Consider the following 14,128-nt stretch of genomic DNA (forward strand, 5'->3'; position numbering starts at 1 on the left):
ATATAAAATTACATTCATGCCTTTAAGAAATTTTTCATTCAGGAACATAGCGGTAGACACATTTAATCAGGCAACAGAATCCATTATCCTTACCTGGAAAGAAATTGCGGCCTTATTAGGGTTGAACCAGGATATTTATAAAAATCCTCTACACCGTCCGCTCAGTAAACCTGTATCTGCTATTCTGATTGGGGCGGGCAACAGGGGAAACATATATGCAGATTATGCGCTCATTCATCCCAATGAATTAAACATAACCGGTGTTGCCGACCAAAATGCCGTGCGTAACGGAAGATTTGCACGTAAGCACAATATACCGGCAATGAACCGCTTTTACAACTGGGAAGCTGTTTTTGCAAGAGAAAAATTTGCAGACGCGGTAATTATTGCAACCCCTGATGCTTTGCACGCCGGTCCCTGCCTGCGCGCCTTGGATGCAGGTTACGATGTGTTGCTGGAAAAACCCATCGCTCTTACAGAAGAAGAATGCAGGCTGATACACGAAAAGGCCAAAGCAACAGGCAGAATCGTAGGCGTATGTCATGTATTAAGATATTCTCCTTATTTCAAACAGCTTAAAGAAATTATTACTTCTAATACCATCGGAGATATTGTAAGTGTGCAGCATATAGAACCTATCGGCTTTGATCATATGGCGCACTCTTATGTACGTGGTAACTGGCACAACAGCACTAAATCTTCACCCATTATACTGGCAAAATCCTGCCACGACACTGATATCTTACGATGGCTTATTAATGAGCCCATTGAAGATATACAATGTTTTGGAGGATTGCGGTTGTTTACGAAAGAAAATGCACCTGCCGGCAGCACCGAAAGATGCACAGATAATTGCGCCGTGGAAGATACCTGTCCTTTTTCTGCCCTGCAGATTTATTACCGCGACAGGAAGCGATTGTATGTTTTTGATTTGCCCGAACAGCGCCGCAACTGGGATTATATTATTCTAAAGAAATTAAAAACAACCGATTACGGCCGTTGTGTATACCGGATGGATAACGACCAGCCCGATCATCTAACGGTTAATATGCGTTTCGGAAAAAACATTACCGCGGCTTTTTCTATGGAAGGACTTACTTCCTATGAAGGCAGAAGCACCCGTATAATGGGTACCAAAGGCGATATTGTTGGAGATATGGAAGCCTATACCATTACAGATTTCAGAACCGGGCAAAAAACCACATGGAGCTTAAAAACCGATTTCCATGGTGGCGGCGATCACCGCTTAGTGCAGGACTGGGTGCAGGCTGTAGGGCATCACGATGCGCAAATCCTTTCTTCCACTATTGATGTGTCTGTAGTGAGTCACCTGATGGCTTTTGCCGCCGAAAAAAGCAGGTTGAATCATACGATTGAGGAGGTGAAGCTGCATAAGTGAGAGGTGAATAGTGAGTAGTTGTGTGTGCCTTGCACTCTGTGCCCGCTAACCTGAAACTTGCACCCTGCACCCTGCATTAACTTATCCGGCCCACTCCATAATGCAATAGCCGTTCTTCCATTTGTGCATATACTTTTTGTTTCAGTGTTTCTATATCTTTTAGCGTTAAGCCGGCTACTGCAATTTCTTCCATAAAAACAGCCCTGCTTTTGCCCGGCGTAAGCGTGAATAATTTTCCATAAGGCATTCTGTTGTATACATCTAAGAACAGTACGGGTTTAATGGGAGTTTGTGTTTCAATGGCGATGCGGAAAGCACCATCAAAAAAAGACTTGAGCGCATTGCCTGTTTCATTAAAAGTTCCTTCCGGAAATATTAAAATGGAAATATGTCTTCTCAGCACTGCTTTTAATTTTCTTACGCTTTTTGAACGATCCGCTGCATTGTCGCGGTCTACCGTTACTATTGCATTTTTATAGATATAGCCAAACACCGGAACGCCGGCTGTTTCTTTTTTTCCTAAAGCACGTATGGGTTGCCGGTAGGTTTTTACAATTACAGCAGCATCAAGAAAGGAAATATGATTGGTGACGAAAATATATGCTCTCTTTTTATCATGAGGCGATTCATAAATATTTTTATGAATAATACCCACCAGCGGAAACCATATATCACCCCATAACATGCAGATACGGTATATGGCATTTCCTCCCTGTACAGGCCCCATAAAAGAAGCAATCAGCACAAAGGGGAATACAATAAGCATAAGCAATACGAACAGAAGCATTGCATAAATATTGTAGAGCCACCGAACTGCTTTAACCAACAGATTCATGAACAGTTATGTTCTTCGTGATGTATTTAATTACAGTTGCACTCCCATTCTTCATTCATATCTATACAGGTAATAACTACCATGCCCCGTTTTGAAGGTGCAAAAACAATACGTACCTGCTGATCATCATGTGTTATGCCTTCCAAAGCATATTTGGGATCTGGTTTCGAATGCAGATCACTCTTACTGTAATTGATCTTCCCTTTTTGCAGTATCTCTTTTATTTCGCTGTCGTCAATATGCCTGCAGCCCATCCTGCACCGTGCATGACGGGTATAAATAAGCGGCGTAAGATCACGGTTAAAGCTGCCATCTGCTTCAGTATCCTGCTGCGGAGCATTGTTGCTGTAATACAACCAGAACAAGCCGCAGCATACCAGCAGTAAAATAAGATACCGCGTTAAACGTCCCTTCTTCATTTTAAGGTATTGTCATGCCCCATAACATCGGCAAGAATAAGCAATTCCGTTTGCTTGTACAGTTTATCGCTGGTGTCGAAACATTTGGCCAATTCTTCCAGCAGAAACTGCAAAATGAGCCTGTGGTCCATTGGCTTGAAATAGGATGTAGTGATGGGGACGCCTATTTTTTTGAAATAATTTTCCACATCTTTATGCGTGTATACATGACCGTTCATAGGGTCAACATAAAAATGTATGTTATTGTCATTTTCTTTTTTGGGGTTAAAATAGTCGTATGATGTATCAAAATAAGCGAGCAGATACTGGCGCGGGATCTTAATTGCCTTTACCGGAATATCAAGCAGCCCGCACAGCAACTGGTATATTATGCCGTTCATTATCGAATTGCCGCGTTTGGTTTCCAGCACTTTATTGACCAGGAATTCTTCGGGGTGCTGATAAGAAACTTCAACACCTTTAAATTTATAATAAGTGAAGAAAATACGATTGATGATATTTACCTGCTCCAGTGCGGTAAGATAGCTGTTGAGCTCAAGCCAGATATTGCGCTTTATTTTTTCTATCTCCTGAAAAATAGGTGTATCTGCCAGGTCGGGATACTGGTACCTTGCTACCAGCAGTGCCCCCTCCAAAAGATCATGGCGCGTTGCTTTTGCATAGGCTGAAATATCAGCCTGTAATTCATGAAAATGGAGCCGGTGTATGAGTAATTCAATCTTTCCCTGGATTATTTCATCAGGAGTGTTCTCCCACAACTGTTCCAGGTTGGGGATGATGGGTTTGCCATAGCTTACGATCCTGCTGCTCACGGTATCAAATACCTCGTTATCCGGATCATCTATAAGATGCAGCAACGCATTTATTTCACGGGTTTCTTCCATGGGAACTATGAATAAGGTATAGACGCATGAATCCGCCTTTTATTGTAAGAGAATTTAGATAAATATCGGTTGCACAAATGGATATATACTATTCTTTTTTTCCACAGCAGGTGGACAAGTAGAGATATATGGTATTTAAAAGCTCAGTTCCGGGGTTCAGTGCTATTTCTTTTGTTCGGAACCGATATTGTAATAGACCAATTTAATAGTATCCGCCGGAGCAGGCTTGCTGTTCCAGTGGGGATGTATGGCAAGCGCAGTACCCAGGGCAGTTGCCTGGGCTATAGATGCGGCGTATACTTCTATACCCGGGAAGGCCTCTGCCAGCAAATGCATATACAGCGGATTTTTACCAAATCCTCCGTCAACAAAAATCCTTTTCACATCCGTGCCTTCCAGCACCAGTCCGGTAGAACTGATTTGGCGGCTGATAATATCCAGTATAAGCTGATGATAGGCCTGTTCATAGCTCCCGAATGAGCTAATGTCCCTTTCGGGGAACACTGTTATGGAAGATGCGTTTTTTGCAGGGGCGGGCGGTTGCAATCGCAATGCCGCAACAATGCTTTTATCAAATTGTACAGTAGTATAATAATCTGTGCCCTTGTTAAAATGTTCAGCCAGCCTTTTTATCTGCTGTTCATGTTCGTATCCTGCAAATAAACGCGAAGCTTTTACCGGCGCGCCATGATAGGTCATATAACACAAACAATCCTGCTGCAGCTCTTCCACCGTGAGGGGCATATTGTTGAATGGGTTAAAGCTGATGGACCATGTGCCCGTGGAAATCAATATAAATGGTTCCCTGAAATTGGTGAGATAGGGGATAAGCGCTGCTGAACTATCGTGTAAGCCCATGCCGGCCATGATTTTTTTTCCTGAAAGTATTAGCTCTTTTACCTTATCTGAAGCAAAAATGGGCGGCAATTTACTTATCAGTCCTTCCCTGTATACCCATTCGTGATAATTGTTCTGCGGGAAATTCCACAGGTTGGTATGGCAGCCAATGCTGGTAATATCCGAGCAGGTTTTCCCGGTAAGCAAATAACTTATGTATTGTGGAAGATGCAGGGAATAAGCGATCTGGTCAAATACCACTTTTTGCTCATATTTTAAACGGTACAGTTGCATGCCCGAATTTAAGCTGCCCAATACAGGGGAAGCCGTATGCATGGAGAGCATTATTTCTCCTCCGTACCGGCTATAGAATTTCTTTTTTAAATCTTCCGGGTAGGGTTTAAGGTAATTGTACAACGGCGTTAGAGGCTTACCATTCTCGTCAATATGCACAAAACTGGCGCCATAGGAAGTGAAATTGATAGCTGCGATATTAAATTCCTTTAATCCGGCTATTTCGGTAAACGATTCCCTGATCCATTGTGTTAGCAATTCCAGGTTTTCGCAGGGATATCCATCCTCATCTGTTGTTTCAGGAAGGGTGGCGCTTTTTTCATATACTACTTCGTATGCTTCGTTAAACAGAAATACTTTTTTGTTGGTTTTGCCAATATCATAAATGGCAATAACGGACAAACTATTACTCATAATTGTAAAGGTAAGCGGTAGGGGTTTAAAGACAAAAATCAGCGTGTGAAAAAAGAATGCATACAAGAGAAGCATAAGGTGTTCTACTCACTTCTCGCCACTCACCTCTTCTACAGCCCGGTAGCTACCGTTTTTGTTCCCCGGTTTTTGATGAGCTGTTCGCGTATCTTTTCGTTACGGAACAAGGCTATAGGATCCAATGCCGCCCCGGCGCGCAGCCTGGCTTCGGCTACTAACGGACGTACATCCGTACGGAAAGCATGCTGTAATATTTCCTGTGCCTTTACTACATCATTGTCCTGGCGGGCCTGCCGTAATGCTTTGCTATCGGTTAATAAAGCCTGGGCATAGGCAATGAGTATGGCTTCTACAGATTGTGCCAGGTCTTCCAGCGGATCTTTTACATTGTGCGATGCGTCAATCATCCAGCCCAGATCTGTGGCATGGTTCATTCCTTTGGCGTCCATTCCCTCTACCAGTTCATTAAATATGAGAAAAAGCTGGTAGGGTTTAATGCTTCCGGCAGTAAGATCATCATCTCCGTATTTGGAATCATTGAAATGAAAGCCACCCAATTTTCCTTCCATCAGTAAAAGCGAAACGATTTGTTCAATATTGGCATTGGGCAGGTGATGCCCGAGGTCTACCAATGTATATGCTTTATTGCCCAGTTTGCTGGTATACAAATACGATTGCCCCCAGTCGCCAACTGTAGTGGAATAAAAATTGGGTTCAAATGCTTTGTATTCCACAAATATCTTCCAGTTGTCTGGTAAGGCCTTGTAAATTTCCTGCAACCCGCTTAATGTGTTTTGAAATGCTTCCCGGAAATTGAGTTGTCCCGGAAAACAGGAGCCGTCGGAAAGCCATACGGTTAAAGAGGTTGAACCCAGTTCTGCACCATAACGGATCACTTCAATATTATGATCAATTGCCTGCCGGCGAACCGCCGCGTTTACATTTTGCAGCGACCCGAACTTGTAGCTCAGTTGCTGGTTGGGCTGATCCTGGAAGGTATTGGAATTCATGGCGTCAAACTGTAAGCCGTTTTGTGCCGCCAGCGCTTTGATGTGCGAAGGATTTTCGGGAATATCCCATGGAATATGAAGCGATATGGCGCCGCTTGATTTGTTGAGGGCATGCAGCAAACCAATGTCTTCAATTTTTTCCTCCAGGTTGCGGGGCTCGCCGCCACCCGAAAATCTTCCAAACCTTGTACCACCTGTTCCTAAAGCCCAGCTGGGAATGGCTACCTGGAAATCTGTAAGTTTTTTTACGATGCTTTCCGCTTTTTCAATAGTTGCACTGCTATACTCAAATTTGCTGCGATGTGCTTTCAGCAAAGATTCATTATGGTTTTCAATTTTATATTTTTCTATCTGCATAAGTTTGTTTTTATGGCATGTAAAACACTTCTTTAAGCGGAATGCTTACAGGAGATTCATCATCATTCACCTCCATAATATCTTTCATATAATGCCACCAGCGTTGCATAACGGGGTGCTGGGGTAATGCATTCATAGCCGATTGATCACCGACCTGTAAATAACCAAATAAGTTTCCTGTTGCTTCCTCCAGAAAAATTGAATATTCCTGTATGCCGCTTTCTTTTAATAATGCCTGCAGTTCCGGCCATATCGCGTTATGCCGCTTTTGGTATTCGGCTTCAAAGCCTTTATTCAGTTTCATTATAAACGCGAGACGGTGCATGTATGAATTTGAGATTTAAAATTTGATTCAGTTGCAAGTTACAGGTTACAGGTTTCAAGTTACAGGTTTCAACCGTCAGCTATCAGCTGAGTAACTGCTAATGACAGGCTGAACATCTCTTCTTCTTGTATTGCTCGTTGCCCAAAGCTGATTGCTGACAGCCTTCTTCGAATTTCGGATTTAAGGCTTCGGATTTAATGTTTACTCCTATCTTACAAAAGCCATGGCAACGCCGCCGTCAATGTTCAGCACATTGCCTGTGGCCTTGTTCAATAGCCCTCCTGTAAAAGCGAAACATGCATTGGCTATATCTTCGGGCAGAATAATTTCATTCAGTAAGGTACGTTTGGCATAAAAAGCCGGCAGCTCTTCAACTGTTACACCATATGCTTTGGCACGTCCCTGTGCCCATGCGCCTGCCCATATTTTACTGTCGGAAATAACTGCATCCGGATTTACCACGTTAACGCGGATATGATCTTTCCCTAATTCAGCGGCATTCAAACGGCTTAAATGCAATTGTGCCGCTTTAGCAGAGCCATAGCCTGCATTGTTAGGACCGCTTACCAGTGCGTTTTTACTTACAATATTAATAACATCACCGCCCATATCCTGTTTGCGCATCATGTTTGCGCCTTCCTGTGTAATGAGAAACTGACCTTTTACCAATACATCATACAATAAATCCCAGTCTTTTTCGGTATGCTCTTCCAATGGTTTGGAAATAGATAAACCGGCACAGTTTACTACAATATCAACGCCTCCAAAGGCCAATGCCGTAGCTTTAAAAGTTTTGCGAATGGTGTTGGCATCCGTAACATCTAATAGTTCTGCCGAAAAAACATCTTTACTATAATGAGCTGCAAAGTCTTTTTTTGCATTGGTTAATCTTTCCGCATCATTATCATTTACCATTACCACAGCGCCTTCGTCTGCAAACTTTTTAGCAATGGCTTTACCAATTCCTCCTGCGCTGCCTGTTACCAAAGCAATCCTTCCCGACAAAGCTTTTGGCTTTGGCATACGTTGCAATTTAGCTTCTTCCAGCAACCAGTATTCAATATTAAAAGCCTCCTGCCGGGGCAGGGAAGTATATTCAGAAATGGCCTCGGCACCCTTCATTACATTAATAGCATTAATATAGAATTCGGCGGCTACCCTCGCTGTTTGTTTGTCTTTAGCGAAAGTAAACATGCCCACACCAGGGTATAGTATCACCACCGGGTTGGCATCGCGGATAGCAGGACTATTGGCATGTTTGCATTTTTCATAATACTCCGTATACATTTTCCGGTAGGCTTCAAACTGCGGCTTCAGTTTTTCTTTTATGGCCGCTACATCCGCCAGGTTTTCAGCGGGAGTAAGATTCAGTACCAGGGGACTGATCTTAGTCCTTAAAAAATGGTCGGGGCAACTGGTGCCCATAGGCGCTAATCTTTCCAGGTCATTGGAGTTGGTATATTCCAGAACCCTGTCATCGTCTGTAAAATGACCAATCATTTTTACATTGGAAGAACAAAATCCCCTGAGCACAGGTGCTAAAAGGGCTGCTTTATCCAGCCTTTCTTCTTTCGGTAAGGATTCTATTTTTGCGCCACCGAATACGGATTTATTTTTTATGTTTTCTTCGAGGTAGGCTGCACAGCGCTCAATCACTTCCAATGTGTTAATATAGCTTTCAAATGCCGTATCACCCCATGTAAACAAACCGTGCGAGCCGAGCATAATGCCGCGTATTCCCGGATTTTCATCAAGGCATTGTTTTAATTTTAATCCAAGATCAAAGCCCGGCCGCTGCCATTCAACCCAGCCTATGGTGCCGTTAAAAAGCTCCTGTGTAATGCGTTTGCCGTCTTTGGCGGCTGCAATGGCAATTGCGGCATCCGGGTGCAGGTGGTCAATATGTTTAAAAGGCAGAAAACCATGCAAAGGCGTGTCAATAGAAGGAGCTTTGGAACTCAGATCAAAAATGCAATGATTAAACAGTTCCACCATCTCATCTTCATGATCAATGCCACGGTATACATTGGTGAGACTTCTTAAACGGTCTACATACAAAGCGGCCAGCCCGCTTTTCTTCAATGTCCCTAAATCGCCTCCTGAACCTTTAACCCACATCACTTCTGTTTCCGTGCCGGTAAGCGGATCCTTCGACATTACTTTGCACGAAGTGTTACCGCCGCCATAATTCGTTAGCCGCAGATCGGCGCCTAATAAATTGGAACGATAAATCAGTAAGCCCACTTCATCTCCTGCAAGCGCTGCAGCTTTTGCATCATCCCATAAATAACTCACATGCTTAAATTCATTTGTTGTAACAGAAGGCATATTTTTTATTTTAGTGTTTCAATAAATTTATTTTAACGAATTACCATATCCAACCAGTAAAACAGCTACTATTATGGTAACAATTCCCAGCGTGATCATGGTCCTTGTTTTAGCGGTTACCCCTTTCCATTCTTTGAGCACAATACCCCAAAAGTTAGCTATTAAAATAATAAATGCCATATGCAATATCCAGGAACTGGCGCCATTGCCCATCTTGCTTTCGCCCATGCCGTAAAAGAAAAACTGGAGAAACCAGGTAATGCCGGCCAAAGCGGAGAAAATATAATTGGACAGTAGTGGTGTTTTTGCATTCGTATAATCTCCAAACGTTTTATTGCGTGCATTTAAGATCATACACCAAATAAAATTAGTAGTAAGCCCTCCCCAGAGTATTACAACGAAAATTACATTATTCTGGAACAAAAATTCGCCTTGCCCGGGATGTGCTGTTTTCCATATTTCATTGGCGGTATGCGCCATTGATTTTCCCGATTCTATACCAAAATTAAAACAGGCGCTTAAGATTCCCGACACAATGGATACCAGTAAACCCAGCCCAAACTTGTATTCAATCTTCATTTGCATGCCATGCGGATCGGTTCCGGAGCTGTTTAACGCTCTTTCCTTCATCATCCCTGCTTTACCACAGAAAATGATTCCCAATACACATACTGCCAGTCCTGCAAGTACATACAGTCCCCATGTTGAATGGATGAGCATACTAAAAGTATCCTTACCCTCTTTTGGAAAAAAATTGTAGTATATGGAAGGTATAAGTGAACCAAATACCATGCACAAGCCTAATATAATACTGGTGCCCAGCGAAATGCCTAAGTAACGTACGCCCAAACCATAGGTTAATCCTCCTATGCCCCAAAGCACACCAAACAAATAAGTAATGCCTAAAATGCTGCCATCGGTGCTTTTAATGATTTCCGCAAAACCGGGAATGGTTAAATAAGCAGCCAATGGGGGAACAATTAACCATGAAAAAATGCCGCCCGCTATCCAGTAACTTTCCCATGCCCAGCCCTTTACTTTTTTAAAGGGAGTATAAAAACTGCCCGATGCAAAACCTCCGATAAAATGATAAACAATTCCTAAAATTACCTGCATTCATTTGTCTTTTCAAGTGGTGGAAACAATCTATGTTCAAAAGTATACTATACCCTTGTTAAAGCTGTCATGTGCTGTCATGTGCTGTCGTGTAATTGCAATGCAGGAAACAATGCCTGACTTAATATTGCATTAACGGATTTTAACCCGATAGCTTTTTTAAAGATCAATTTTTTGCCATGTGGAATGCCGGTCCGCCTGGCCTTAATCATATGTATACATATTGGTATTGTTAATTACAGGTAAGGATATGGAAGTGCCGGTAAGGGCTTAATGAATGCCGGATGGAAATAATCCGGATTGCAAAACTGCATTTCTATGGGCCGTGTAATTTGAATACGATGATGAAAAAATAATAACTATCCTGTAATTATCGGATTTTTTAATAAAAAAAACAAACAAATCATGTCAAAAAGTAAATCTGATTTTTATACTCTAATGAAGCCGGATATCATTTGAATAAAATGTTATTGATGAGGCATATTGATGATGTGGGTTAAGGGCTATCCATTTTGAGCGTATATTTAGGCTGCAATTTTTTGAATATGCGTTCATATTCCCTGTTGTTTTTTTTATTACTCATTACATCGGTTTCCGTTTTCGCACAGGAATTTGGCGGCAATCCGCCTTCGGTTAAATGGCAGCAGGTAAATACACCGGCAGTTCGTGTGATATATCCCTATGGTACCGATTCAATAGCGCGGCGTATTGCGGGTATTGTTCAGTACCTCAATGAACATACCAATGCCACTGCGGGTACGGCTCAGCGTAAGATCAATATGGTGCTGCAAAACCAAACCACCCAATCCAATGCCTATGTTGGATTGGCGCCATGGCGCAGCGAATTTTTTCTCACTCCGCAACTCAACAGTTTTCAACTGGGCAGTTTACCCTGGGCCGATAATTTAGCCATTCATGAATACAGGCATGTACAACAGTATATGAATTACAGGAAGGGATTATCAAAACTGGCATATATCATCCTGGGGGAAGAGGGAGAGGCCATTGCCAACGGTGCGGCCATCCCCAACTGGTTTTTTGAGGGTGATGCTGTTTTTCAGGAAACGGCAGTAAGTGAGCAGGGGAGGGGAAGACTGCCTTATTTTTTTAACGCTTACCGTTCATTGTGGCAGGCCGATAAAAAATACAGCTATATGAAACTCCGGAACGGGTCATTGCGGCATTATATTCCGGATCATTATGCTCTGGGCTATTTATTGACAGGCTATGGCAGGGAAAAATATGGAGACAGGTTCTGGACCAGGGTAACAGATGATGCGGCAAGATTTAAAGGTTTATTTTATCCCTTTCAGCATGCTGTAAAAAAGTATGCAGGATTGCCATATAATGGTTTTGTAAAAAATGCGATGCAGTTTTATAAAGAAAAATCTGACCTTTCTTCCGGCACTTCTTTTATCACAAAAGGGAATGACAAATATGTATCGGATTATGTATTGCCTTATTTTGAAGGAGAAGACTCCATACTGGTGTTAAAAAAAACGTACCGGAACAATCCTGCATGGTACTGGGTTACAAAAAATGGAGAAGAAAAAATAAGGGTTAAAGATATTTCGCGTGATGACTACTATGCTTACCGGAACGGCAAAATTATTTATACCGCGTATGAGCCGGATGCACGCTGGGGCCAAAGAGATTATAGTGTAATAAAAGTGCTTGATGCAGCAACGAGGCAGGTAAAGCAATTAACGCACAGGAGCAAATACTTTCAGCCCGATCTTTCGCAGGACGGCAACACCATTATTGCAGTGCAATTTGCGCCCGATCAAAGATCAGAGTTGCATGTGCTGGATGCAACCACCGGATTGTTGCTGAAGGTTGTGCCCCAAAAGACAGCGCAATTCGTTTATACCTATCCGAAATTTTACGACCGCAATCATGTTATATCCTGTATAAGAAATGAACAGGGCTTAATGACATTGGCTATGATCAGTTTGCAAACCGGTGAAACCGATAACCTGTTGCCATGGAGTTACGAAGTAAAAGGATTTCCGGTGCTGAAAGGCGACACGGTTTATTTTTCGGCTGGTAAAGGTTACCAGGATGATATTTTTACGGTGGATATAAAAACAGGAAATCTTTTTAAACTTACCAACGAACCGTTGGGCGCATACCAGCCGGCTATCAACGGCGCAGGAAGATTGGTATGGAGCAGTTTTACGGCGGCAGGCCTTCAACTCAAAGAAAAACAGCTACAAGCGGGTGACTGGCAACCCCTGATGAGTGCGGCCACCATAAATACACCTGATCTTTATTTGCCCACGGCATTGCAGCAAACAGGCGGAAATATTTTAGACCATATTCCATACCAGCAATTGCCGGTTTCGAAATATAGAAAATTATCGGCTCCGTTTAATTTTCATAGCTGGCGGCCTTATTACGAACAGCCGGAATGGAGTTTTACAGTATACGGACAAAATATTCTGAATACCATTCAATCGCAATTGTATTATACCTATAATGAAAATGAAGGAAGTCATAAAACAGGGTTTAACGGAATGTTCGGCGCATGGTTCCCGTGGATAACGGGGGGACTGTCTTATACCTTCAACAGAAAAGTAAGCGACAGCATCAGAACCATACGTTGGAATGAATTGAATGCCAACATCGGGCTTTCCCTCCCGCTAAATTTTACAAAAGGAAACTGGTATAAAAACCTTACGCTGGCTTCTTCTTTTAACGTAGAACAATTAAATATCACGGGAAAGTATAAAGACAGCATCGCAGGTCCCGTGTTCAATTATCTCCAGTTTTCGGTGAACTGGGGTAGCCAAACCCAAAAAGCGGTACAGCACATCAATCCGCATTTCGCACAAAGTTTCTTGGTGAGATACCGCACGGTTGTTAATGATTATAGCGCCAGTCAGTTGCTGGCATCCGGATCATTGTATTTCCCGGGCATTGGCATCAATCACAGCCTTGTGCTTAGCGGTGCTTTCCAGGCACGTGATACAGCGGATCAATACCGTTTTTCAAATAATTTTCCTTTTGCCCGCGGATACAATAGTGTTGATGCACCAAGAATGTGGAAGGGAAGTGTCAATTACCATTTTCCATTGTTTTATCCCGATTGGGGTTTTGGACAACTCGTTTATTTCATGCGGATAAGAGCAAACCTTTTTTTCGATTATGCACAGGCCAAAAGTTTGCGTACAGGTGATGTTTTTTCATTCAGGAGTACGGGAGCGGAAGTTTTTTTTGATACCAAATGGTGGAACCAGCAGCCTGTTGCTTTTGGTGTGCGCTACAGCCGGTTATTGGATAATGATATAGCAGGAGCAGTGAATAAAGGTTTGTGGGAATTTATTTTACCGGTAGATTTGCTGAGCCGTTGATAAAAATCATTTATTTGTTAGCCGCAGATGCGCAGATTTTAAGTGCTTTATTGGATTACTTTAAATGTAATGGCCGGCGCCATTATTTTGGTTCCGTTTTTCAATTGCACGATCACATTGTCAAGGATCATCTGGTCACCTTTGATAATATTATCTTTAATACTTTGCCGCCACAGTTCAGACATTATATTCGTATCGCTGAAATCATTTACCCGCATGTCATCGGTTGTTTTGCGTTCTCCTGTATCCGGATCTTCGTAGCTGCTTTTAAATTTGTATATAGAACGGAAACGGGCAATAGGATACTTATTTCCATTTTGGTCGCGGGCCACCAGCGATGAATCAATTATACGGGATAGTATATCCGAAGTAATATCGCCGCCTTTAAAGCCACCAATGGTGATGGCTATTTTAGGCAATGCTGTGGATGCTGCAGGTTTTTTATTATTTTGTGCCAGCACGGCCGTAGCGGAAAAGAACACGAATAAGTAGATAAGTTTTTTCATGGGAGCTAATTTGCAGAATATGGCTTTTTAACC

12 protein-coding genes are annotated in these 14,128 nt (G+C 42.5%); 2 read left to right on the plus strand and 10 right to left on the minus strand.

Annotation, left to right across the window (positions count from 1 at the left end):
* Positions 1-16: 16 nt before the first annotated feature.
* Positions 17-1,399: a Gfo/Idh/MocA family protein gene (locus FRX45_RS18830; protein WP_152270026.1), complete on the plus strand. Its 1,383-nt coding sequence runs from the start codon at positions 17-19 to the stop codon at positions 1,397-1,399.
* A gap of 76 nt (positions 1,400-1,475) precedes the next feature.
* Here FRX45_RS18830 and FRX45_RS18835 read toward each other — a convergent pair whose 3' ends face one another.
* The 9 genes from FRX45_RS18835 to FRX45_RS23740 all read right to left on the minus strand — a co-directional run bounded on the left by FRX45_RS18835 (position 1,476) and on the right by FRX45_RS23740 (position 10,448).
* Positions 1,476-2,186, minus strand: a complete 711-nt coding sequence (locus FRX45_RS18835) for a lysophospholipid acyltransferase family protein (RefSeq protein WP_226805458.1) — start codon at positions 2,184-2,186, stop codon at positions 1,476-1,478.
* A 74-nt stretch (positions 2,187-2,260) separates the two neighbouring features.
* The gene (locus FRX45_RS18840; RefSeq protein WP_152270028.1) at positions 2,261-2,653 is read right to left on the minus strand and encodes a DUF4258 domain-containing protein; all 393 of its coding nucleotides are present in this window, start codon (positions 2,651-2,653) and stop codon (positions 2,261-2,263) included.
* The gene (locus tag FRX45_RS18845; protein WP_152270029.1) at positions 2,650-3,537 is read right to left on the minus strand and encodes a transglutaminase-like domain-containing protein; all 888 of its coding nucleotides are present in this window, start codon (positions 3,535-3,537) and stop codon (positions 2,650-2,652) included. Before FRX45_RS18845 ends, FRX45_RS18840 begins: the two co-directional genes overlap by 4 nt.
* Positions 3,538-3,699: 162 nt before the next feature.
* Positions 3,700-5,082 (minus strand): FGGY-family carbohydrate kinase, encoded by a 1,383-nt coding sequence (locus FRX45_RS18850; RefSeq protein ID WP_152270030.1) that lies wholly within the window; start codon positions 5,080-5,082, stop codon positions 3,700-3,702.
* A 110-nt stretch (positions 5,083-5,192) separates the two neighbouring features.
* Positions 5,193-6,467, minus strand: coding sequence for a sugar isomerase (locus tag FRX45_RS18855; protein WP_152270031.1), 1,275 nt, complete (start codon positions 6,465-6,467; stop codon positions 5,193-5,195).
* A gap of 10 nt (positions 6,468-6,477) precedes the next feature.
* Complete coding sequence (gene rhaM / locus FRX45_RS18860) at positions 6,478-6,792, minus strand: L-rhamnose mutarotase (protein ID WP_152270032.1); 315 nt, start codon at positions 6,790-6,792, stop codon at positions 6,478-6,480.
* A gap of 207 nt (positions 6,793-6,999) precedes the next feature.
* The gene (locus FRX45_RS18865) at positions 7,000-9,120 is read right to left on the minus strand and encodes a bifunctional aldolase/short-chain dehydrogenase (RefSeq protein ID WP_152270033.1); all 2,121 of its coding nucleotides are present in this window, start codon (positions 9,118-9,120) and stop codon (positions 7,000-7,002) included.
* A gap of 27 nt (positions 9,121-9,147) precedes the next feature.
* Positions 9,148-10,236 carry an L-rhamnose/proton symporter RhaT gene (gene rhaT, locus FRX45_RS18870; protein WP_152270034.1) on the minus strand — a complete coding sequence of 363 codons (1,089 nt, stop codon included), beginning with the start codon at positions 10,234-10,236 and terminating at the stop codon, positions 9,148-9,150.
* Positions 10,237-10,313: 77 nt separating this feature from the next.
* Positions 10,314-10,448, minus strand: a complete 135-nt coding sequence (locus FRX45_RS23740; protein WP_262884217.1) for a hypothetical protein — start codon at positions 10,446-10,448, stop codon at positions 10,314-10,316.
* 333 nt (positions 10,449-10,781) lie between these two features.
* Between FRX45_RS23740 and FRX45_RS18875 the strand changes: the two genes are divergently transcribed.
* On the plus strand, positions 10,782-13,589 hold the full coding sequence (locus FRX45_RS18875; RefSeq protein ID WP_152270035.1) for a hypothetical protein: 2,808 nt from the start codon (positions 10,782-10,784) through the stop codon (positions 13,587-13,589).
* A gap of 47 nt (positions 13,590-13,636) precedes the next feature.
* Here FRX45_RS18875 and FRX45_RS18880 read toward each other — a convergent pair whose 3' ends face one another.
* Positions 13,637-14,095, minus strand: coding sequence for a hypothetical protein (locus FRX45_RS18880; RefSeq protein WP_152270036.1), 459 nt, complete (start codon positions 14,093-14,095; stop codon positions 13,637-13,639).
* Positions 14,096-14,128: the final 33 nt, after the last annotated feature.

Source organism: Agriterribacter humi (assembly GCF_009192765.1).
GTDB lineage: Bacteria > Bacteroidota > Bacteroidia > Chitinophagales > Chitinophagaceae > Agriterribacter > Agriterribacter humi.

Bases quoted from the DNA above. Each gene is read 5' to 3' on its own strand.
- FRX45_RS18880 (WP_152270036.1), bottom strand. From the start codon at position 14,095: ATGAAAAAACTTATCTACTTATTCGTGTTCTTTTCCGCTACGGCCGTG.
- FRX45_RS18845 (WP_152270029.1), bottom strand. From the start codon at position 3,537: ATGGAAGAAACCCGTGAAATAAATGCGTTGCTGCATCTTATAGATGAT.
- FRX45_RS18865 (WP_152270033.1), bottom strand. From the start codon at position 9,120: ATGCCTTCTGTTACAACAAATGAATTTAAGCATGTGAGTTATTTATGG.
- FRX45_RS18840 (WP_152270028.1), bottom strand. From the start codon at position 2,653: ATGAAGAAGGGACGTTTAACGCGGTATCTTATTTTACTGCTGGTATGC.
- FRX45_RS18830 (WP_152270026.1), top strand. From the start codon at position 17: ATGCCTTTAAGAAATTTTTCATTCAGGAACATAGCGGTAGACACATTT.
- FRX45_RS23740 (WP_262884217.1), bottom strand. From the start codon at position 10,448: ATGATTAAGGCCAGGCGGACCGGCATTCCACATGGCAAAAAATTGATC.
- rhaM (WP_152270032.1), bottom strand. From the start codon at position 6,792: ATGCACCGTCTCGCGTTTATAATGAAACTGAATAAAGGCTTTGAAGCC.
- rhaT (WP_152270034.1), bottom strand. From the start codon at position 10,236: ATGCAGGTAATTTTAGGAATTGTTTATCATTTTATCGGAGGTTTTGCA.
- FRX45_RS18835 (WP_226805458.1), bottom strand. From the start codon at position 2,186: ATGCTTCTGTTCGTATTGCTTATGCTTATTGTATTCCCCTTTGTGCTG.
- FRX45_RS18855 (WP_152270031.1), bottom strand. From the start codon at position 6,467: ATGCAGATAGAAAAATATAAAATTGAAAACCATAATGAATCTTTGCTG.
- FRX45_RS18850 (WP_152270030.1), bottom strand. From the start codon at position 5,082: ATGAGTAATAGTTTGTCCGTTATTGCCATTTATGATATTGGCAAAACC.
- FRX45_RS18875 (WP_152270035.1), top strand. From the start codon at position 10,782: ATGCGTTCATATTCCCTGTTGTTTTTTTTATTACTCATTACATCGGTT.